The sequence below is a fragment of the Paenarthrobacter sp. NPDC057355 genome (assembly GCF_042667405.1).
GTDB lineage: Bacteria > Actinomycetota > Actinomycetes > Actinomycetales > Micrococcaceae > Arthrobacter.
On sequence record NZ_JBHVAL010000017.1, the window covers coordinates 23,815 to 41,160 of the forward strand.

Consider the following 17,346-nt stretch of genomic DNA (forward strand, 5'->3'; position numbering starts at 1 on the left):
AGAACCATGACGAATGACGATCCGGGCCGGAACCACCAGCCACAAGCAGGCGGGCACCATCTCGCGTCCGCACCCTCGGACCCGCGCAGAGGCTACTACGCGGAGGAGTTCCCCCAGCAGGAACAGCAGCAGCCGGGCCTCACCAAGCCCCTCGATCCGCAACCTGACCACGGAGAGAAGAGTTACGTCGGTCACGGCCGTCTGCAGGGTAAAACGGCGCTCATAACCGGCGGTGACTCCGGTATCGGAGCCGCTGTGGCCATCGCCTACGCCCGCGAGGGCGCCGATGTAGCCATCAGTTACCTGCCGGAGGAAGAAGAGGACGCGCAGTCGACGGCGGAATGGATCCGGGAGTGCGGGGCGCGGGTCCTCCTGTTGCCAGGTGATGCCCGGGATGAAGGATTCGCCGCGGACATTGTGGAACGTACAGTGCAGGAGCTGGGCGGCCTCAACATCGTGGTGCTGAATGCGGCTTACCAGAAGAACAGGGAAGGCCTGGAAACCATCCCCACGGAGGAGTTCGACCGGGTCTTCAAGACCAATCTTTACTCGCTCATCTGGACAGCCCAAGCGGCCGTTCCCCACCTTCGCCCCGGCGCTTCCATCATCGTGACGGCCTCCATCCAGGCTTTCAACCCCTCAGCCCAGTTGGTGGACTATGCCATGACCAAGGCCGCCCAGGTGGCTTTCACCAAGGCCATGGCCCAAGAGCTTGGCCCCAAGGGAATCCGCGTCAATGCAGTCGCGCCGGGCCCCATCTGGACTCCGTTGATCCCCGCCACGGAATGGCCGGACAAGTTGCCTTCCTTTGGGCAGGACACGCCCCTGGGTCGGGCCGGTCAACCTGCGGAACTGGCTCCCGCCTACGTTCTGCTCGCATCCGACGAGGGCTCCTACATTTCCGGAGCAGTGCTGCCCGTTACGGGTGGCAAGGGGCTCTGAGATGATCGCAGTTCTGGTCATCGACATGCAGAACGCCTACTTTGAGGACCCATCGCTGGCTTCCCGCCGCGACGAGATCGTCGCCGCATGCAATTCGCTGACGAGTGCCGCGGTGGAGGCCGGCGCCAAGGTCCTGCTGGTGGGCACGGTGCACGAGCGGGACAAGTCCACCTGGAGCCTGAACATGCTGGAGGACGACCAAGGCTTCATCTTCAGGGGCAGTGAGCAGGCCGGATTCGTTTCCGGGCTGCTCACTGCCGACTTTCCGAGGTTGGTCAAAACCCGCGACAGCGCTTTTTTTGGCACGGATCTGGCCATGCGGCTGGGGAATTGGGGAGTGGACACGGTGGTCCTGGCCGGGATCTCGGCGCATAACTGCATCGCGCAGACTGCTGCAGACGCCTTCGCCCACAACCTCAAAGTCATCTATGCGGCCGAAGCCATTGGCACGGAAAACGCAGAAGCTGCAGAGGCCGTCCTGAGGGTCCTCATCCGCGAGTACCGGCAGAACGTGTTGCCCTTGGAGGAGATCCAACTGCTCCTGGCGTCCGCCCGGACAGCCTAGCGCGGCATAGCAAGAACCCGGAGGCTGCAACAGCAGTCCTCCGGGTTCTTGCGGCGATTCAGTTGTGCAGCTACTCTCGCGGACTACGGGCGGCTGGATCCCGAGGCTTCATCATCCGGTTCGGACGAGAAGGGCCGGCCCGGCGGGGTGTCCTCGGTGTTCTTGTCGTCGAGTTCGGCATCCGCTGAAGGTACCGTCTTCTCGGCGTAGTCACCTTCGGTGTAGTCCCCGCCTGCGTCGTCCTTCAGGGTTTCCGGCGACACTCCTGCGTCTCCGTAATCTCCCTCGGTGTACTGGCCGTCGAGTTCCTCGCCGTTGGCGTCGCGGTTCTGGTGATCAGCCATGGGTGGTCCTGCGGTTGGTAATCAGGCCGTAGATCAGCAGCACGATGATTGAACCGCCGATGGCGAGCAGCCACGTGGTCAGCGAGAAGAACTCCTGCAGGCCCGTGTTGAAAATCACGCTGCCGATCCAGCCGCCCAGGAGGGCGCCGACGACGCCCAGGATGAGGGTGACGAACCAGCCGCCACCCTGCCGGCCGGGAAGGATAAGTTTTGCGATAGCTCCGGCCAAAAGACCGAGCAGAAGGAAGCCAAAGAAACCCATTTTTGTTCCTGCTTTCTTGTCGATGGAAATTCCATGAACGCGATTCAGCGACTAAGTTCACTGGGGCCTGTCCCTGGTCGGGGACTGCTGCGGGCCCCGGAGGCCCTATGGAATGTGGGAGGAGGAACTAATCATTCGACTCCGTTGTTTTGTTATAGACAGCCAATAAAGCACTCCTGCCGATTGGGTCGGTCCCGGTACTACATCTGCAACGCTAGCTGTTCCCAGGGCAAGTAGCAAGTAACCTGACTATTATCGGATCCGGCTCGCCGACGCTCTTTCCTGTCCGCGTGACAGGGCCCGGCGCGCGGGACTAGGGTCGAATGCAAACACCTCGGAAGGAGTGAGTGGCGTGAAAGGAAAGGCATTGTTCGCCGTTGGCGTGGCAGTTGGCTACGTGTGGGGGTCAAAGTCCTGGCCGGAGGTTTATCGGCGGATCCGCGGCGGCACCGAGAAGGTTCTGAAGAACCCTGAGGTTAAGGAAAATGTCCATCAGGCTGCCGATGCGGTCCAGGAATCCGTTCCGGACATCCTCGACAATCTCTTCGCCGCAGGAAAGAAACTCCTGGAAAAAGCCGAGGCTGCGCTTCCGGGCATCCTGGATTCGAAGAACGGGCAGGATTCCAACAACGGCCACGAGCGTCCTGCAACCGTGTCCACGGTTAAGGGTGACGTCGTGTCCGATCCCGCCCATGACGACACCACGGGCACGGATTGGACCAGCGAAGGCGGGGCTGCCCCCGAAGGCCCCGCAACCAACACGCCGCCAAAGGCGTGACGTAGGCGTTCCACGCGTGGTGCGGCCGGCGTCGGGCATTAGTGCTCGACGCCGGGCCGCCACTTAAGCCGTGCGGCCGACGGCGGCGAGGATCGCCTCGCCGAGTTCGGTCGGTTTGGTGAACTGCGGCCAATGACCCGTGGGGAGATCCACGAGCTCCACATCCTTGATGCGCGCCAATTCCTCGGTGAACGGGTGGCCGGCATCCATCATCTCGTTGAGCATCGACGACGGAAATTCGCAAGCGATGACCGTCGCTGGAACGTCGTACCGCCGGACATTGTTGAGGTGCTGCTGGTCGTAGGCGACGCCCTTGGGTTCGGGGATGGCGCGGGCGCGGAACTTCTCCCGCAATTCCTCCGTCAGATCCACCAGGTCGGCCTCCTCGAATGCTTCCCAGGGTGGCAAAGGGATGTCGTCGCCGTCGTCGGGCAATTCATCGTTAATCACGCCGCCTTCACCCAGCGGCCCACTGTCCACGTAGACCGTACGGGCAATCCGATCGGGCCGTGAATCAACCACGCCGTGGATGATGGCGCCGCCGCCGGAGTGGCCCACCAGGACCACCTTGCCCTCCAGGGAATCGACCTTTTCAATGACGGCGTCGATGTGCGTCCGGAGGCCTATTCCCGCGCGCGGGCTCTCCCGTGATTCAAGTCCGGGAAGTGTGAGCGGGTGAACCGTGTGGCCTGCCTCCGCCAGTGCCGGCGTTACCTCCTCCCATGACGAAGCGTCCAACCAGAAACCGGGTACCAGGATGATGTCCATGCCGGTACCCTACGGGAGCCCCCCGACAGAATGTAAGGGCCCAACTGACTGGCAGTAGCGGTTGTTCTGGGCGCTCATATCAACCACTACTGCCAGTCAGATGGGTTGATTTGGGGGAAGGGGTTGACGGACGCCACTTCACGAGTCATAGTTTTCGTATACGATTTCGTACTCGATAGCTGGGCGATCAGATATCAGGGTTTATTCAGGAGGGAGCGGCTCGTGACACTGGAGTTCCGACCGCAGGAGCTTGGCCAGGATGTACTGGACCGGACGCGCAAGGTCATTGCGGTCCACATCAACTACCCCAGCCGGGCCGCCCAGCGCGGGCGCACTCCGGCTCAGCCGTCCTACTTCCTGAAGCCCTCGTCGTCCCTTGCTCTGGGTTCGGCCGAGGCTCCTGGCACGGTGGAACGTCCCGCAGGCTGCGAGCTGCTCGGCTATGAGGGTGAGATCGCGCTGGTGATCGGCAAGGCGGCCCGTCGGGTTGGCTTGGAGGATGCGTGGAGCCACGTTGAGTGGGTCACCGCTTCGAACGATCTCGGCGTTTACGATCTCCGCTACGCGGACAAGGGCTCGAACGTCCGCTCCAAGGGCGGCGACGGCTTCACTCCGGTGGGGCCGGTCTTGCTCCCCGCCGACGCCGTCGATCCCACGCAGCTGCGGATCCGCACTTGGCATAACGGCGAACTGGTCCAGGACGACACCACCGAAGACCTGCTCTTCCCCTTCGCCCAGCTCGTCGCCGATCTGTCGCAACTGTTGACCCTGGAAGAGGGCGACATCATCCTCACCGGCACCCCGGCGGGCGCGTCCGTCGCCAAGCCGGGGGACGTCGTCGAAATTGAAGTCACCGGCGGTGATTTCAGCACCGGCCGCCTCACCACCAAAGTGACGGAAGGTACGACGCCGTTCGCGGACTTTGGTGCCCAACCCAAGACTGATGACACGCAGCGTGAAGAGGCGTACGGTTCCCGCGAAGCCGCTGGCCTGGCACCCGCTTCCCCGGGTTTGTCGCCTGGGCTGAAGGCCAAGCTCGAGTCCGTTGCCACAGCGACCCTGTCCTCCCAGCTCCGCAAGCGTGGGCTGAACAACGTCAGTATCGACGGGCTGCAGGCCACCCGCCCGGAGCGCAAAGTGGTGGGCCTGGCGCGGACCCTTCGCTACGTGCCCAACCGTGAGGACCTTTTCAAGACCCACGGCGGCGGCTTCAATGCCCAAAAGCGTGCGATCGACTCGTTGAACGAGGGCGAAATCCTGGTGATGGAAGCCCGTGGCGAAAAGGGGACAGGCACGGTGGGTGACATCCTGGCCCTGCGCGCCCAGGTCCGCGGTGCCGCAGCCATTATTACCGACGGCGGCGTCCGCGACTACTCGGCCGTGGCCGATCTGGAGATGCCCACCTACTTCGCCAACCCGCACCCTGCCGTGCTGGGGCGGAGGCACATTCCCTGGGACACGGACATCACCATCGCGTGCGGCGGGGCCACCGTGCAGCCCGGCGACATTATCGTGGCCGATTCCGACGGCATCCTGGTGATCCCGCCGGCCATTGCCGAGGAACTCGTGGACGACTGCATCGCCCAGGAGAAAGAGGAGATGTTCATCTTCCAGATGGTCCAGGAAGGCAACAGCGTGGATGGCCTTTATCCCATGAACAAGGAATGGCAGGAACGCTACAAGGTATGGGAAGCCACGGAAGGAGCCAACGGTGACTGAAACCGCCGTCGGGAGCGTCGCCCAAAGCAAGTCCCAGCAGGCCTATGAGGCCGTGAAGGCGCGGATCGTGGAGGGCACCTACACGCCGGGTTACCGGCTGGTGCTGGCCAAGATCGCCGAGGACCTTGGCTTCAGCGTGGTGCCCGTCCGCGAAGCGATCCGCCGCCTGGAGGCCGAAGGCTTGGTGAAGTTCGAACGCAATGTTGGCGCGACGGTGTCCGGGATCGACCCCACCGAGTACCTGTACACGATGCAGACCCTGAGCATCGTCGAGGGCGCGGCTACCGCGTTGTCCGCCCCGCTGATCGATCGGGCCACCATTGCCCGGGCCCGTGCGGTGAACGCCGAAATGCGGGAGTGCTTGGAACATTTCGATCCCGTGCGCTTTACTGCCCTGAACCAGGACTTCCACAGCGTCCTCTTTGAGCACTGCCCCAATCCGCACATCCTCGACCTCGTGCACCGGGGCTGGAACCGGCTGGCGTCCCTTCGCTCGTCCACGTTCCGCTTCGTTCCCGGCAGGGCCCAGGAATCCGTGCGCGAACACGAGGCACTGCTCCAACTCATCGAGACCGGGGCAGACGCCGACACCATCGAAAAAGCAGCCCGCCAACACCGCGCCGCCACCCTCGACGCCTACCTGGCAACCACCAACTAAAGGAACTCAAAGATGACGACCTCCGTAGAAACCACCAAGCATTACGTCCCAGAGGATCTGCCCACGCACATCCAGCACTACATCAACGGCGAGTTCGTTGACTCGGTCTCCGGTAAGACCTTTGACGTGCTGGACCCGGTATCGAACGGCAACTACGCCACCGCAGCTGCTGGCCAGAAGGAAGACATCGATCTCGCCGTCGCCGCAGCCCGCGAAGCGTTCGTCAACGGCCCTTGGCCGAAGATGAAGCCGCGTGAGCGTGCACGGGTCCTGAACAAGATCGCCGACGCCGTTGAGGCCCAGGAAGCGCGCCTGGCCGAACTCGAAACCTTCGATACCGGCCTGCCGATCACCCAGGCCAAGGGTCAGGCCCTCCGCGCGGCCGAGAACTTCCGCTTCTTCGCGGACTTGATCGTGGCCCAGTTCGACGACGCCATGAAGGTCCCGGGTTCGCAGATCAACTATGTGAACCGCAAGCCGATCGGCGTCGCCGGTTTGATCACGCCGTGGAACACCCCGTTCATGCTCGAGTCCTGGAAGCTGGCCCCGGCCCTGGCCACCGGCAACACCGTGGTCCTCAAGCCGGCCGAATTTACGCCGCTCTCCGCTTCCCTGTGGGCGCAGATCTTCAAGGACGCCGGCCTGCCCGACGGCGTGTTCAACCTGGTCAACGGCCTTGGCGAAGAAGCCGGCGATGCCCTGGTGAAACACCCGGATGTTCCGCTGATCTCCTTCACCGGCGAGACCACCACGGGCCAGACGATCTTCCGCAACGCCGCAGCCAACCTCAAGGGCCTGTCCATGGAGCTCGGCGGCAAGTCCCCGTGCGTCGTGTTCGCCGACGCCGACCTGGATGCAGCGATCGATTCGGCCCTGTTCGGAGTGTTCTCCCTCAACGGCGAACGTTGCACGGCCGGTTCGCGCATCCTCGTCGAGCGCGCCATCTACGACGAGTTCTGCGAGAAGTACGCCGCCCGGGCCAAGAACATCGTGGTGGGCGATCCCCACGACCCCAAGACCCAGGTAGGCGCCCTGGTCCACCCCGAGCACTACGCCAAGGTCGCGTCCTACGTGGAGATCGGCAAGTCCGAAGGCCGGCTCCTGGCCGGCGGCGGCCGACCCGACCACCTCCCCGAAGGCAACTACATCGCACCCACGGTGTTTGCCGACGTCGAACCTGACGCGCGGATCTTCCAGGAGGAAATCTTCGGTCCCGTCGTAGCCATCACGCCGTTTGAGAACGACGACGAGGCCCTCGCCTTGGCGAACAACACCAAGTACGGCCTGGCGGCCTACATCTGGACCCAGAACCTGACCCGGGCCCACAACTTCTCGCAGAACGTCGAGGCCGGCATGGTGTGGCTCAACAGCCACAACGTCCGCGACCTCCGCACCCCATTTGGCGGAGTCAAGGCTTCCGGCCTGGGCCACGAGGGCGGCTACCGCTCGATCGACTTCTACACCGACCAGCAGGCCGTGCACATCACCCTCGGATCCGTCCACACCCCCAAATTCGGCGCCTAACCCCCCCCGAGTTTTTGTACACATAACGAGCTTAAGAACCCCTCTTAAGGGCATCTGCTGTACAAAAACTCCCAGCTTTCGACGAAGAGAGACCATCATGAGCAACTTCACCGGCCCCATCCCTACCCCGAGCGTTCCGGCTCCGGACATTGTCCGCTGCGCGTACCTGGAACTCGTGGTCACTGACCTGGAAAAGTCCCGCGCGTTCTACGTGGACCTCCTGGGCCTGCACGTGACCGAAGAGGATGAGAACACCATCTACCTGCGCTCGTTTGAGGAGTTCATCCACCACAACCTGGTGCTCCGCAAGGGCCCGGTCGCCGCAGCCGCTGCCTTCGCGTACCGGGTGAAGTCCCCGGCAGAGGTCGACGCCGCCGAGGCCTACTACCGCGAACTCGGCTGCCGGGTGGAGCGCCGCAAGGAAGGCTTCACCAAGGGCGTGGGCGATACTGTACGCGTCGAGGACCCGCTGGGCTTCCCCTACGAGTTCTTCTACGACGTCGAACACGTCGAACGCCTCACCCAGCGCTACGACCTCTACTCCGCCGGCGAGCTGGTCCGCCTGGACCACTTCAACCAGGTCACCCCGGACGTCCCGCGCGGCCGCAAGTACCTCGAGGACCTCGGCTTCCGCGTCTCCGAAGACATCAAGGATTCCGACGGCGTCACTTACGCCGCGTGGATGCACCGCAAGCAGACCGTGCACGACACAGCCCTGACCGGCGGCAACGGCCCGCGCCTGCACCACATCGCGTTCTCCACCCACGAGAAGCACAACATCATCCAGATCTGCGACAAGATGGGCGCCCTGCGCATCTCCGACCGCATCGAACGCGGGCCCGGACGCCACGGCGTCTCCAACGCGTTCTACCTCTACATCCTGGACCCGGACGGCCACCGCGTGGAGATCTACACCCAGGACTACTACACCGGCGACCCCGACAACCCCACCGTCACCTGGGACGTCCACGACAACCAGCGCCGCGACTGGTGGGGCAACCCCGTCGTCCCGTCCTGGTACACCGAGGCCTCCCTGGTCCTGGACCTCGACGGCAACCCCCAGCCGGTGATCGAACGCGAAGACAAATCCGAAATGGCTGTCACCGTCGGCGCGGACGGCTTCTCCTACACCCGCCCAACCGAAGGGGCGGCAGCTGACGGCTTCAAACTGGGAGCGCAGGTCTAAAACAATGCTGGACGCGAAGACGATCGAAGCCATTGCCGACGAACTCCTTGAAGCCCACCGGAACCGCAAACCGGTGCCGCGCCTGACCGCCCGCTACCCGGACATGACGGTGGAGGATTCCTACGCCGTGCAGCAGTTGTGGCGGCAGCGGAACGAGGAAGCCGGACGCACGTTGGTGGGGCGGAAGATCGGCCTCACGTCCAAAGCCATGCAGGCCGCCACGGGCATCACGGAGCCGGACTATGGCGCGATTTTCGACGACATGGTCCTGGAAACCGGCTGCTCCGTGGAGTGGGACCAGTACACCCACCCCCGGGTCGAAGTGGAACTCGCGTTCGTGCTCAAGGAGGGGCTGAAGGGCCCAGGCTGCACTATTTTCGACGTCCTCAACGCCACCGACTACGTAGTTCCGGCCCTCGAGATCCTGGACTCCAGGATCGAAATGGAGGGCCGGACCATCGTGGACACGATCTCGGACAATGCCGCGATGGGTGCCATGGTGATCGGCGGACGGCCGGTGAAGCCGGACGCCGTCGACCTCCGCTGGGTCTCCGCGATCCTGTACAAGAACCAGACCGTGGAGGAGACCGGGGTGGCCGCCGGCGTCCTCGATCATCCGGCCAACGGCGTGCACTGGCTGGCCAACAAGATCGCAGCGCACCGGGATTCGATGAAGGCCGGAGACATCATCCTGGCCGGCTCCTTCACCCGGCCCTTGTGGGTCTACAAGGGCGACACCGTCCACGCGGACTACGGACCGTTGGGAGTTGTGACATGCCACTTCAACTAGAACCGACGTTCTACACCGCCCTCAGGGAGGGGAACCGCCCATTGGCTGGCATGTGGGTGTGTTCCGGCAGCCCGCTCGTGGCGGAAATCTGCGCTGGTTCGGGCCTGGACTGGGTACTGATCGACGCCGAACACAGCCCCAACGGCCTCGAATCGATCCTCGCCCAACTCCAGGCGATGCACGGCTATCCGGTCCAAGCCATGGTCCGGCCGCCGGTCAACGACACCGTGGTCATCAAGCAGTACCTGGACCTCGGCGTGCAGAACCTGCTGATTCCGATGGTCAACTCTGCCGGGGAAGCGGCCGCTGCGGTCTCCGCCGTCCGCTACCCGCCGCACGGGGTGCGGGGTGTCGGCTCGGCGCTGGCCAGGGCATCGCGCTGGAACCGGGTCCCGGACTACCTTGCGACGGCGGGTGAAACCGTCAGCGTCACCGTCCAGATCGAATCCACCGCAGCAGTCGAGGCCGTTGAGGAGATCCTGGCTGTCGATGGCGTGGACGGCATCTTCCTCGGCCCCTCGGACCTCGCTGCCTCGATGGGCTTGCTGGGACAACAGGAACACCCTGAGGTGAGGGCCGCCGTCGAACGCTGTATTCAGGCCGCCTCAGCAGCAGGCAAGCCAGCCGGCGTCAACGCCTTCAACCCCGGAACTGCCCGCGCGTATCTCGACGCCGGTGCCTCCTTCGTGCTGGTTGGCGCGGATGTCGCCGTGCTGGCCCGGGCCTCGGAAGCGCTGGCGTCCGAGTTCGTCCGGCCCGTCGATGGGCCCGTGAAACAGAGCTACTAAGCGCTGGGCTCCGGTCTGTTATGCCAGCCTGCAAAGGGGTACAACAGTGGTATCACCTTGCGGGTTTCGGACTACGGGAGCTGAGCGATGTCGATCCGGCCAGTGCCACATCCCACTTTCTATTCAGTGCTGGAAACCGAAGCAAGACCGCTGGTGGGTATGTGGGTCTGCTCGGGGAGCCCACTGGTGGCGGAGATCTGTGCGGGCTCGGGGCTGGACTGGTTGCTGATCGACGCTGAGCACAGTCCCAACGGCATCGAGTCGATCCTTGGCCAGCTGCACAGTGTCAGTGGCTACCCGGTACAGATCATGGTCCGGCCGCCGGTCAACGATCCTGTGGTGATTAAGCAATACCTGGATTTGGGCGTGCAGAACCTGCTGGTGCCCATGGTCAATTCGGCGTTGGAGGCCGAAGCAGCGGTAGCAGCCGTCCGGTACCCGCCGTTGGGTGTCCGTGGTGTTGGCTCGGCCTTGGCGCGTGCCTCACGTTGGAACCGGATCCCCGACTACCTCGCCCAGGCCGACGAAACCGTGAGTGTTACCGTCCAAGTGGAATCCGAAGCGGCAGCCGCAGCGGTCGAGGAAATCCTCGCCGTGGACGGAGTCGACGGCATCTTCCTCGGCCCGGCGGACCTTGCCGCCTCCATGGGCCTGCTGGGACAGCACGAGAATCCCTTGGTGCGCGCCGTCGTCGAGCACTGCCTCGCGGCTGCGGGCGTCGCCGGCAAGCCCGCAGGCGTAAACGCCTTTAACGAGGAGATCGCAAGGGCTTATCTCGACGCCGGTGCGGCCTTTGCGCTGGTGGGGGCGGACGTGGTGGTGCTGGCGAGGGCTTCGGAGGCTTTCGCGGAGAAGTTCATCGCGGTGTCGGAGAAGGCGGAGCGGGAGAGCTACTGATCCTCCGTTAGGATCGATTGATCTACAGCCTGAGGGGGCAGAGCTATGAAGATCCGTGTGTTGGTTGTGGTCGCGTTGCTGGGGGCCCTGGTTGCCTGTACTCCGCAGCCCGCAGGCCCGAAGGTCCTGGACCGCGAGGCGACGGCGGAAGATACGCTTCCGGCGTCCCTGAACCTTGGCGGCGTCGACGTACAGGTTGAACCCGGGAGCGCCCGGTTGCTGACGAAGTACGACGACGTGAAGTACTTCGCGGCCAGGAGTACCACTGCGGGGACCGCCTGCTTGATCGTGGTGCCCGAGGGACTGCCGGAGCGATGGGTGACCGGATGCGCTGCTGCCGGGTTGAGTGAACGGATCGTTACTGTCACCAGTGTGGACGGTTCAGAGTCGACGTTGGTCAACGACGGCGCCGACACCTCACGGCCGGAGTTCAAGGGCCTGACCAAGATCCATGACAATGTGCTGATCAGCAAGGCTTCGCGCTAGGCAGGCGTGTCCTTCCGGGCCATGTACCACTCCGTGAATTCGCGGGCCCTGCCGTCCTCGGCGAAGCGGATGACCCACAGGTTGTCGTACGTGGGCTGGCCGTTGAGGTACGTGGTGAGTCCCTGCACGAACGCGGTGTCGCCATCCCTGCCCAGGAGCGTCCACTCGAAGGTCCAGTCTTCGGGTTTGTCGGAGGAATCGCCGGACCATTCCTTTACGATCTCCTCATGCCCGTGCCAGGCTTCGGGATCGTCCGGGCGGGTGTTGTAGACGGCGTCCTCCGTGAACAACGCACGGATGTCCTCTGGCCGGTTCGAGGTCCACGCGCGTTCGTAGTTGTCCATCCAGGCGTTCACGTCGTTGGTCATGTACCCGTTCTACCGTGCGCTGGGTGTGGGTTCAACGGTGGCCGCGGCCTGCATGGCGGATGTGCTCCGGGGTGAGGCCGGTCAGGGATGCGAGCTCCAGATCATCGCAGACCTGCGCCCGCAGGGCCATGACGATGAGCGACTCCCGGCGTTCGGTGATCTGCCCGCGATGCCGTTCCGCGGCTTTCAGCTCTTCACTCTTGGCCTTCAACGCGTCCAACTGTGCCTGCCGGGGGAGCCCGCTCAGATGGAGATCGTCATAAGCCAAAGCGATGGTTCGGACTGTGCGGAGGTTCTCGCCGGTTACCGCCGCGATGGTGGCCAACGTGAGCCCGTCTTCCACGGCCTGGGCGATCAGGTCGTTCCTTGCCGCGGTCAAGGTTCTGATGGAGCTGGCGGCGTGGGTGAGGAGTTGGCGATGAACACCGAGGGCGTGGACCAGTTTCGCGTGCTCTCCGTCCGAGGGCGCGGCGGGGCGTGTGGGGGAGTTGGCCCGGTACGCGTACCGTCCAGTGGCTGACCGGGTTTGCATTGGCTCCCTTTCGGTTCGGATGGGCACCGCTGTTCACTCGAATCTAGGCATCGTTCGGGTGGCCGTGGAAATACCAAAACCGGGTGAACCCATAAGCAAAGCGCATGGATGGTCCTCCAAAAGCCTTCTTGCAGGGCCCATCCGGGATGAGTTGAACCTAAGCCATAAGACCCCCTTATGGATCCACGCACATTAGGTCTTATCCAGAGCACCCCGGCCCTACTTAGTCTCGAACAAAGGGATCCGCGAATCCGCGCGTCCTGAGTTCCACATTCCTGGAGGAGACATGTCCGAGTTCCTGCCGGCGTCGAGGGTTACCCGCATCAAAGCCTCAGCCAGCGTCGCCGCGGCCGCCCGCGTCCGCGAACTGAAAGCTGAAGGTGTCCGGATCATCGACCTCACCGTCGGAGAGCCGGACTTCGACACCCCGGACCACATCAAGGCAGCGGCCATCGAGGCGATCAAGGCCGGCGAGACCAAGTACACCTCAGTCACGGGCACTCCTGAGCTGCAGGCCGCGATCCTGACCAAGATCGAGCGCGACACCGGCCACGTTTATGGAGCCAATCAACTGACTATCGGTGGCGGCGCCAAGCAGGTCCTGTACGTGGCACTCATGGCCTCGCTTAATGAAGGCGACGAAGTCATTGTCCCGGCCCCGTACTGGGTGTCCTACCCGGACATGGTCCTGGCGAACGACGGCACTCCAGTGATCGTCGAAACCACGGAAGACACAGGTTTCAAACTCACCCCCGCGGCTCTTGAACAAGCCATCACCTCCAAGACCAAGTGGCTGATCCTCAATGCGCCATCCAACCCCACGGGAGCCGTCTACTCCCGCGAGGAACTCCAGGCCCTGGGCGCCGTGCTGGAAGAATACCCGCAGGTCTTCGTCCTCACCGATGAAATCTATGACGAGGTCTATTTCGGAGAAGGCCGCGTAACCAGCCTGGTCACCGCAGTCCCGGCCCTGAAGGAGCGGATCCTGCTGGTCAACGGCGTCTCCAAGGCCTACGCCATGACAGGTTGGCGCCTCGGTTACGGCGTGGGCCCAGCCCCGCTCGTCGCGGCGATGAACAAGCTGCAGTCGCAGACTTCGTCCTGCCCGTCGTCGATCAGCCAGGCTGCTGCCGCCGCCGCTCTGAACGGTGACCAGTCCTTCGTCCGCGACAGCGTGGAGGTCTACCGCAAGCGTCGGGATGCCGCCGTCGAGGGTTTGAACTCCATCGACGGACTGTCCGTGGCCCCGGCGGAAGGCGCGTTCTACGCCTACGTGAACTGCGCAGGCGTCATCGGCAAGACCGCGCCGGACGGCCGGGTCATCGAAAACGACCAAGACTTCACCCTTTACCTGCTGGACGCCGCGCGCGTCGCTGTCATCCAGGGTTCGGCCTACGGTCTGGGCCCGTACTTCAGGATCTCCTTCGCCACCTCGCTGGAGACCATCAACGACGGCGTGGACTCCATCCGCGACGCCGTCAACGCCCTCTCCTAAGCCCTCACAGAAGGAACCGGAAATGATCCACGTCAAAACCAAATTCGAGCGCCCGGACGCAGACGTCGTCGCGCGCCTCGCCGCCTTTTCCTCCGCTACGATCCACGAGGCCCAGGGCCGCCGCGGCGCGTTGAGCTCCAAAATCAAGCCGATTGACCGCTCCATGTCCTTCTGCGGACCTGCCGTCACCGTGGCCTGTGCGCCGCAGGACAACCTCATGCTCCAGGTTGCCATCCACTACGCCCAAGAAGGCGACGTCGTGCTGGTTGGTGCGCAGGAAATGGCGGAGGCAGGCACGTTCGGCGACGTCCTGGGTAACGCCATGAAGGCCAAAGGCATCGCTGCCATGGTTACCGACTCCGGCGTTCGCGACACCCAGGACCTGATTGAGCTCGGCCTGCCCGTCTTCTCCGGCAGCGTTTCCATCAAGGGAACGGTCAAGGAAACCCTCGGCCCGATCAACCACCCGATCGTATTCGGCGACGAGATCATCTACCCGGGCGACATCCTGCGCGGCGACGCTGACGGCGTCGTCGTCGTCCGCCGCGAAGAAGCCGAGGAAGTCATTGCCCTGTCCCAGGCGCGCGACGACCACGAGCGCGAACTCATCAAGCTCTACCACGACGGCGGAAACACCATTGAGCTCTGCGGCCTGACCGAGAAGCTGAAGGAGAAAGGCCTCCTTGTGGAGGACTAGTCCCCTCGCTGAGGGCCGGCCGTGCGTCTGCAAAAGGCGTGCCGCCGGCCCTTTGGCGTGATCCGTTGGGGAAAACAAAAGGCGCCTTGCCTCGTGTGGTTGCTACGAGGGCTGGGCGCCTTGGGGTGCTGCGGCTTGGGTAAATGTACGACGGCGGCGAGCCGGGTTGCGTGGTCCCTTCGCCACTGGTGGGGTGCAGGTCAGTCGAGGCCCGGGTGCCCGGGGCGGGTGTCCACCAGGTGCCACTCGATGCTGTTCCCGGAGTGTGCCGGCATCAGACTTCCTTCGAACACGAACAGCGGTTCACCAATGCCGCCGACCGGACGCCAGAAGCCATTCCGGGGGCAGTGGAAGCCGGTACGTGCGCTGACTGTTCCGCGGGTTGGATTCGAGACCCATCCGGAGGTGCTGATCTTTTTCACCGTTTTATCCTTTGAACAGGCCCGCTGTGTCCCGCGGGCCGTATTTCGAATTTCTTCTTAATTCGATATTAGGAAACTAAAACGGCTTTGAATAAGACCAAAGCTGTCTGTCCGGATAAGACTTCTTTATGGATGCGCCGGCAGCTGCACAGGGTCCGTTCCGTACTTTGAGATCAGCTGTTGGTGCAGCATTTCCTTGACTACCAGGAGCACGGCCGAGGCTGCCTCCGACAGGGGCTCGTGGTCCGGGGTGCAGAGGGCGATCTTGCTCTGCAACCCGGGCTCGACGATCCGGAGCACTTTGAAGTCCTGATCCGGGAAGAGGGCGTCGGCAGCGGACTTGGGCAGCACCGTGCCGCCGAGGTTGGCGCGGATGAGCCTGGTCAAAGAAGGTACGGACTCCACCTCGCCCACCAGTTTGAGCGGAAGGTCCTGGTCTGCGAGACCCTTTTCGATGATCTGGCGCAGCGTGTGGTTCTTCTCGGGGAGGAAGAGTCCCACGCTGCTCGCTTCGGCAAGGGTGACTGTGTCCTTGCCGTGGTTCACATCGAGGTCCGGATGGACCACCAAGTGCAGGTCCTCCACGATCATGGTGGTGAACTGCACTCCCCGGATCTTTCCGGGCTCATAGATCAGCGCCATGTCCAAGCGCCCGTTCTTGATGGCTTCGCTGAGGACACCGCCAAAAATCTCTGTCAGGTGGACCACGATGTCCGGGTAGCGGCGACCCACTTCCCTGATGATCTGGGGTGTGAGGCTGGATGCCATGCTGTAGGGCGCGATGGCGATGGACACCCGCCCGGATGGTGCGGCACCGGAGCTCGCGACGTCCTGCCGTGCCTGCTCCACCAATCGCAGGATCGACTGCGCGTGCCGGTACAAGGTGTGCCCCGCGGCGGTGGGTTCGACGCCCTGCTTGCTGCGGATGAGGAGCCGCTGCTTGAGGTCATTCTCAAGTGCGGAGACCTGCTGGCTCAGTGCCGGCTGCGCTACGTGGAGCGTCGCGGCAGCCTTGGTGATACTTCCCGAATCGACGATCTGGACAAAGTATGCGAGCTTTCGAGTGTCCATGCTTCTGCCTTCCTGGAGAGCCACGTCCCCGGGTGGCGTGCGTAGGAAAATTCTAGTCGCGCGGTGGGTGCGACCCCTGCCACAGTACATGGTGGCGCAGGTCATAACGGAGAGCTATTACGGGATAGCTAATAGGTCTTTGTGCCACATGGATGAACGGTGCGAGACTTTTGGATAGAACTTCAGGAAACGCTTTGGAATCATCAGGCGTTTGCCATTTACCCGGAATTCAATTCCCCTGAATAATCCATGGAAAGAGAAGCACGTGAATGCGATAATTGATCTTGTAGCGGATCTGGGAGAGGGATTTGGCGCCTACACCATTGGCGACGATTCCGAACTCCTGGAGATCGTCACAAGTGCGAATATCGCCTGCGGGTTCCATGCCGGCGATCCGGACATCATGGCGGCCACTGTCGCTGAATGCGTTCGACGCGGAGTAGGCATTGGGGTCCACCCCAGCTTCCCCGATCTGCGCGGATTTGGCCGCCGGGACATGGGCCTTTCTGCAGGCGAAGTCCAAAACGATGTCCTGTACCAGCTGGGTGCACTGAATGGCTTTGCCGGCTTCCACGGCACCAAGGTCACGCACCTTGCTCCCCATGGCAGGCTCGGGAACCTCGTCGCTGTTCGACCCGACTACGCAAAGGCAGTAGCCGAAGCCGCGGCGCGCGTGGATCGTGAGCTGATTGTCGTGGCCCAGGACGGCGAACTTGCCACAGCTTCACGGGAAGCAGGGCTGGACGTAGCGATCGTGGGCATCGTGGACCGCGCCTACCAGGAAGATGGCACGCTGGTTCCCCGCAGCCAGCCCGGCGCCGTCCTGCACGATCCCGCGGAAATCGTCGACCGTACCTTGCGCATGGTGGTTGACGGCAAGCTCCGCTGCGCCAACGGCATGGATATGGATATCGACGTCGACACCCTCCTCCTGCACGGAGACAACCCGGGCGCTGTTGAACTGGCTCGTCGGATCCGAACGGAACTCACCTCCGCCGGTGTGCGTATCGCCCCACTTGCCCAGGTCATGGACGCGAAGAAGAAGGCGGCCTGA

21 protein-coding genes are annotated in these 17,346 nt (G+C 63.3%); 14 read left to right on the plus strand and 7 right to left on the minus strand.

Annotated elements, in window-relative coordinates; translation table 11 throughout:
- The first annotated feature begins 6 nt into the window (after positions 1–6).
- Both ACFUOZ_RS16750 and ACFUOZ_RS16755 read left to right on the plus strand, forming a co-directional pair.
- Entirely contained in the window at positions 7–942 is a 936-nt protein-coding gene (locus ACFUOZ_RS16750; protein ID WP_377550155.1) for an SDR family oxidoreductase, read from the plus strand.
- A 1-nt stretch (position 943) separates the two neighbouring features.
- Positions 944–1,507: a cysteine hydrolase family protein gene (locus tag ACFUOZ_RS16755; RefSeq protein ID WP_377550157.1), complete on the plus strand. Its 564-nt coding sequence runs from the start codon at positions 944–946 to the stop codon at positions 1,505–1,507.
- 83 nt (positions 1,508–1,590) lie between these two features.
- Here ACFUOZ_RS16755 and ACFUOZ_RS16760 read toward each other — a convergent pair whose 3' ends face one another.
- Positions 1,591–1,851 (minus strand): hypothetical protein, encoded by a 261-nt coding sequence (locus tag ACFUOZ_RS16760; RefSeq protein WP_377550159.1) that lies wholly within the window; start codon positions 1,849–1,851, stop codon positions 1,591–1,593.
- Positions 1,844–2,113 (minus strand): GlsB/YeaQ/YmgE family stress response membrane protein, encoded by a 270-nt coding sequence (locus ACFUOZ_RS16765; RefSeq protein WP_377550161.1) that lies wholly within the window; start codon positions 2,111–2,113, stop codon positions 1,844–1,846. Before ACFUOZ_RS16765 ends, ACFUOZ_RS16760 begins: the two co-directional genes overlap by 8 nt.
- A gap of 352 nt (positions 2,114–2,465) precedes the next feature.
- Here ACFUOZ_RS16765 and ACFUOZ_RS16770 point away from each other — a divergent pair, with 352 nt between their 5' ends.
- The gene (locus tag ACFUOZ_RS16770; RefSeq protein WP_377550163.1) at positions 2,466–2,891 is read left to right on the plus strand and encodes a hypothetical protein; all 426 of its coding nucleotides are present in this window, start codon (positions 2,466–2,468) and stop codon (positions 2,889–2,891) included.
- 63 nt (positions 2,892–2,954) lie between these two features.
- Here the strand turns inward: ACFUOZ_RS16770 and ACFUOZ_RS16775 are convergent, their stop codons facing one another.
- The gene (locus ACFUOZ_RS16775; RefSeq protein WP_377550165.1) at positions 2,955–3,659 is read right to left on the minus strand and encodes an alpha/beta fold hydrolase; all 705 of its coding nucleotides are present in this window, start codon (positions 3,657–3,659) and stop codon (positions 2,955–2,957) included.
- A 222-nt stretch (positions 3,660–3,881) separates the two neighbouring features.
- Between ACFUOZ_RS16775 and ACFUOZ_RS16780 the strand changes: the two genes are divergently transcribed.
- The 8 genes from ACFUOZ_RS16780 to ACFUOZ_RS16815 all read left to right on the plus strand — a co-directional run bounded on the left by ACFUOZ_RS16780 (position 3,882) and on the right by ACFUOZ_RS16815 (position 11,707).
- Positions 3,882–5,378 carry a fumarylacetoacetate hydrolase family protein gene (locus ACFUOZ_RS16780; protein ID WP_377550167.1) on the plus strand — a complete coding sequence of 499 codons (1,497 nt, stop codon included), beginning with the start codon at positions 3,882–3,884 and terminating at the stop codon, positions 5,376–5,378.
- Positions 5,371–6,036: a GntR family transcriptional regulator gene (locus ACFUOZ_RS16785; protein WP_377550169.1), complete on the plus strand. Its 666-nt coding sequence runs from the start codon at positions 5,371–5,373 to the stop codon at positions 6,034–6,036. Before ACFUOZ_RS16780 ends, ACFUOZ_RS16785 begins: the two co-directional genes overlap by 8 nt.
- A gap of 12 nt (positions 6,037–6,048) precedes the next feature.
- Positions 6,049–7,560 (plus strand): 5-carboxymethyl-2-hydroxymuconate semialdehyde dehydrogenase, encoded by a 1,512-nt coding sequence (hpaE, locus tag ACFUOZ_RS16790; protein ID WP_377550171.1) that lies wholly within the window; start codon positions 6,049–6,051, stop codon positions 7,558–7,560.
- 97 nt (positions 7,561–7,657) lie between these two features.
- Entirely contained in the window at positions 7,658–8,746 is a 1,089-nt protein-coding gene (gene hpaD / locus ACFUOZ_RS16795; RefSeq protein ID WP_377550173.1) for a 3,4-dihydroxyphenylacetate 2,3-dioxygenase, read from the plus strand.
- 4 nt (positions 8,747–8,750) lie between these two features.
- The gene (gene hpaH, locus ACFUOZ_RS16800; RefSeq protein ID WP_377550175.1) at positions 8,751–9,536 is read left to right on the plus strand and encodes a 2-oxo-hept-4-ene-1,7-dioate hydratase; all 786 of its coding nucleotides are present in this window, start codon (positions 8,751–8,753) and stop codon (positions 9,534–9,536) included.
- Entirely contained in the window at positions 9,521–10,324 is an 804-nt protein-coding gene (locus ACFUOZ_RS16805) for an HpcH/HpaI aldolase/citrate lyase family protein (RefSeq protein WP_377550177.1), read from the plus strand. The genes hpaH and ACFUOZ_RS16805 overlap by 16 nt, the downstream gene beginning before the upstream one ends.
- Before the next feature lie 159 nt (positions 10,325–10,483).
- On the plus strand, positions 10,484–11,221 hold the full coding sequence (locus ACFUOZ_RS16810; protein ID WP_377550314.1) for an aldolase/citrate lyase family protein: 738 nt from the start codon (positions 10,484–10,486) through the stop codon (positions 11,219–11,221).
- 45 nt (positions 11,222–11,266) lie between these two features.
- The gene (locus ACFUOZ_RS16815; RefSeq protein WP_377550179.1) at positions 11,267–11,707 is read left to right on the plus strand and encodes a hypothetical protein; all 441 of its coding nucleotides are present in this window, start codon (positions 11,267–11,269) and stop codon (positions 11,705–11,707) included.
- On the opposite strand, the gene ACFUOZ_RS16820 is transcribed toward ACFUOZ_RS16815, so the two are convergent.
- Entirely contained in the window at positions 11,704–12,075 is a 372-nt protein-coding gene (locus tag ACFUOZ_RS16820) for a nuclear transport factor 2 family protein (protein ID WP_377550181.1), read from the minus strand. The two genes, ACFUOZ_RS16815 and ACFUOZ_RS16820, sit on opposite strands and share 4 nt — an antisense overlap.
- Before the next feature lie 31 nt (positions 12,076–12,106).
- Positions 12,107–12,607: a hypothetical protein gene (locus ACFUOZ_RS16825; RefSeq protein WP_377550183.1), complete on the minus strand. Its 501-nt coding sequence runs from the start codon at positions 12,605–12,607 to the stop codon at positions 12,107–12,109.
- A gap of 286 nt (positions 12,608–12,893) precedes the next feature.
- Between ACFUOZ_RS16825 and ACFUOZ_RS16830 the strand changes: the two genes are divergently transcribed.
- Both ACFUOZ_RS16830 and ACFUOZ_RS16835 read left to right on the plus strand, forming a co-directional pair.
- On the plus strand, positions 12,894–14,102 hold the full coding sequence (locus ACFUOZ_RS16830; protein ID WP_377550185.1) for an aspartate transaminase: 1,209 nt from the start codon (positions 12,894–12,896) through the stop codon (positions 14,100–14,102).
- 22 nt (positions 14,103–14,124) lie between these two features.
- Positions 14,125–14,799 (plus strand): 4-carboxy-4-hydroxy-2-oxoadipate aldolase/oxaloacetate decarboxylase, encoded by a 675-nt coding sequence (locus ACFUOZ_RS16835; RefSeq protein WP_377550187.1) that lies wholly within the window; start codon positions 14,125–14,127, stop codon positions 14,797–14,799.
- A gap of 200 nt (positions 14,800–14,999) precedes the next feature.
- Here the strand turns inward: ACFUOZ_RS16835 and ACFUOZ_RS16840 are convergent, their stop codons facing one another.
- Both ACFUOZ_RS16840 and ACFUOZ_RS16845 read right to left on the minus strand, forming a co-directional pair.
- Positions 15,000–15,221 (minus strand): hypothetical protein, encoded by a 222-nt coding sequence (locus tag ACFUOZ_RS16840; RefSeq protein WP_377550188.1) that lies wholly within the window; start codon positions 15,219–15,221, stop codon positions 15,000–15,002.
- A gap of 126 nt (positions 15,222–15,347) precedes the next feature.
- On the minus strand, positions 15,348–16,292 hold the full coding sequence (locus ACFUOZ_RS16845; RefSeq protein ID WP_377550190.1) for a LysR substrate-binding domain-containing protein: 945 nt from the start codon (positions 16,290–16,292) through the stop codon (positions 15,348–15,350).
- A 265-nt stretch (positions 16,293–16,557) separates the two neighbouring features.
- Here ACFUOZ_RS16845 and ACFUOZ_RS16850 point away from each other — a divergent pair, with 265 nt between their 5' ends.
- Complete coding sequence (locus ACFUOZ_RS16850) at positions 16,558–17,346, plus strand: LamB/YcsF family protein (RefSeq protein ID WP_377550192.1); 789 nt, start codon at positions 16,558–16,560, stop codon at positions 17,344–17,346.

Excerpts from the sequence above, each read along its gene's own strand:
- ACFUOZ_RS16750 (WP_377550155.1), top strand. The coding sequence starts at position 7 with ATGACGAATGACGATCCGGGCCGGAACCACCAGCCACAAGCAGGCGGG.
- ACFUOZ_RS16755 (WP_377550157.1), top strand. The coding sequence starts at position 944 with ATGATCGCAGTTCTGGTCATCGACATGCAGAACGCCTACTTTGAGGAC.
- ACFUOZ_RS16760 (WP_377550159.1), bottom strand. The coding sequence starts at position 1,851 with ATGGCTGATCACCAGAACCGCGACGCCAACGGCGAGGAACTCGACGGC.
- ACFUOZ_RS16765 (WP_377550161.1), bottom strand. The coding sequence starts at position 2,113 with ATGGGTTTCTTTGGCTTCCTTCTGCTCGGTCTTTTGGCCGGAGCTATC.
- ACFUOZ_RS16775 (WP_377550165.1), bottom strand. The coding sequence starts at position 3,659 with ATGGACATCATCCTGGTACCCGGTTTCTGGTTGGACGCTTCGTCATGG.
- hpaE (WP_377550171.1), top strand. The coding sequence starts at position 6,049 with ATGACGACCTCCGTAGAAACCACCAAGCATTACGTCCCAGAGGATCTG.
- hpaD (WP_377550173.1), top strand. The coding sequence starts at position 7,658 with ATGAGCAACTTCACCGGCCCCATCCCTACCCCGAGCGTTCCGGCTCCG.
- hpaH (WP_377550175.1), top strand. The coding sequence starts at position 8,751 with ATGCTGGACGCGAAGACGATCGAAGCCATTGCCGACGAACTCCTTGAA.
- ACFUOZ_RS16805 (WP_377550177.1), top strand. The coding sequence starts at position 9,521 with ATGCCACTTCAACTAGAACCGACGTTCTACACCGCCCTCAGGGAGGGG.
- ACFUOZ_RS16810 (WP_377550314.1), top strand. The coding sequence starts at position 10,484 with ATGTGGGTCTGCTCGGGGAGCCCACTGGTGGCGGAGATCTGTGCGGGC.
- ACFUOZ_RS16815 (WP_377550179.1), top strand. The coding sequence starts at position 11,267 with ATGAAGATCCGTGTGTTGGTTGTGGTCGCGTTGCTGGGGGCCCTGGTT.
- ACFUOZ_RS16820 (WP_377550181.1), bottom strand. The coding sequence starts at position 12,075 with ATGACCAACGACGTGAACGCCTGGATGGACAACTACGAACGCGCGTGG.
- ACFUOZ_RS16825 (WP_377550183.1), bottom strand. The coding sequence starts at position 12,607 with ATGCAAACCCGGTCAGCCACTGGACGGTACGCGTACCGGGCCAACTCC.
- ACFUOZ_RS16830 (WP_377550185.1), top strand. The coding sequence starts at position 12,894 with ATGTCCGAGTTCCTGCCGGCGTCGAGGGTTACCCGCATCAAAGCCTCA.
- ACFUOZ_RS16835 (WP_377550187.1), top strand. The coding sequence starts at position 14,125 with ATGATCCACGTCAAAACCAAATTCGAGCGCCCGGACGCAGACGTCGTC.
- ACFUOZ_RS16845 (WP_377550190.1), bottom strand. The coding sequence starts at position 16,292 with ATGGACACTCGAAAGCTCGCATACTTTGTCCAGATCGTCGATTCGGGA.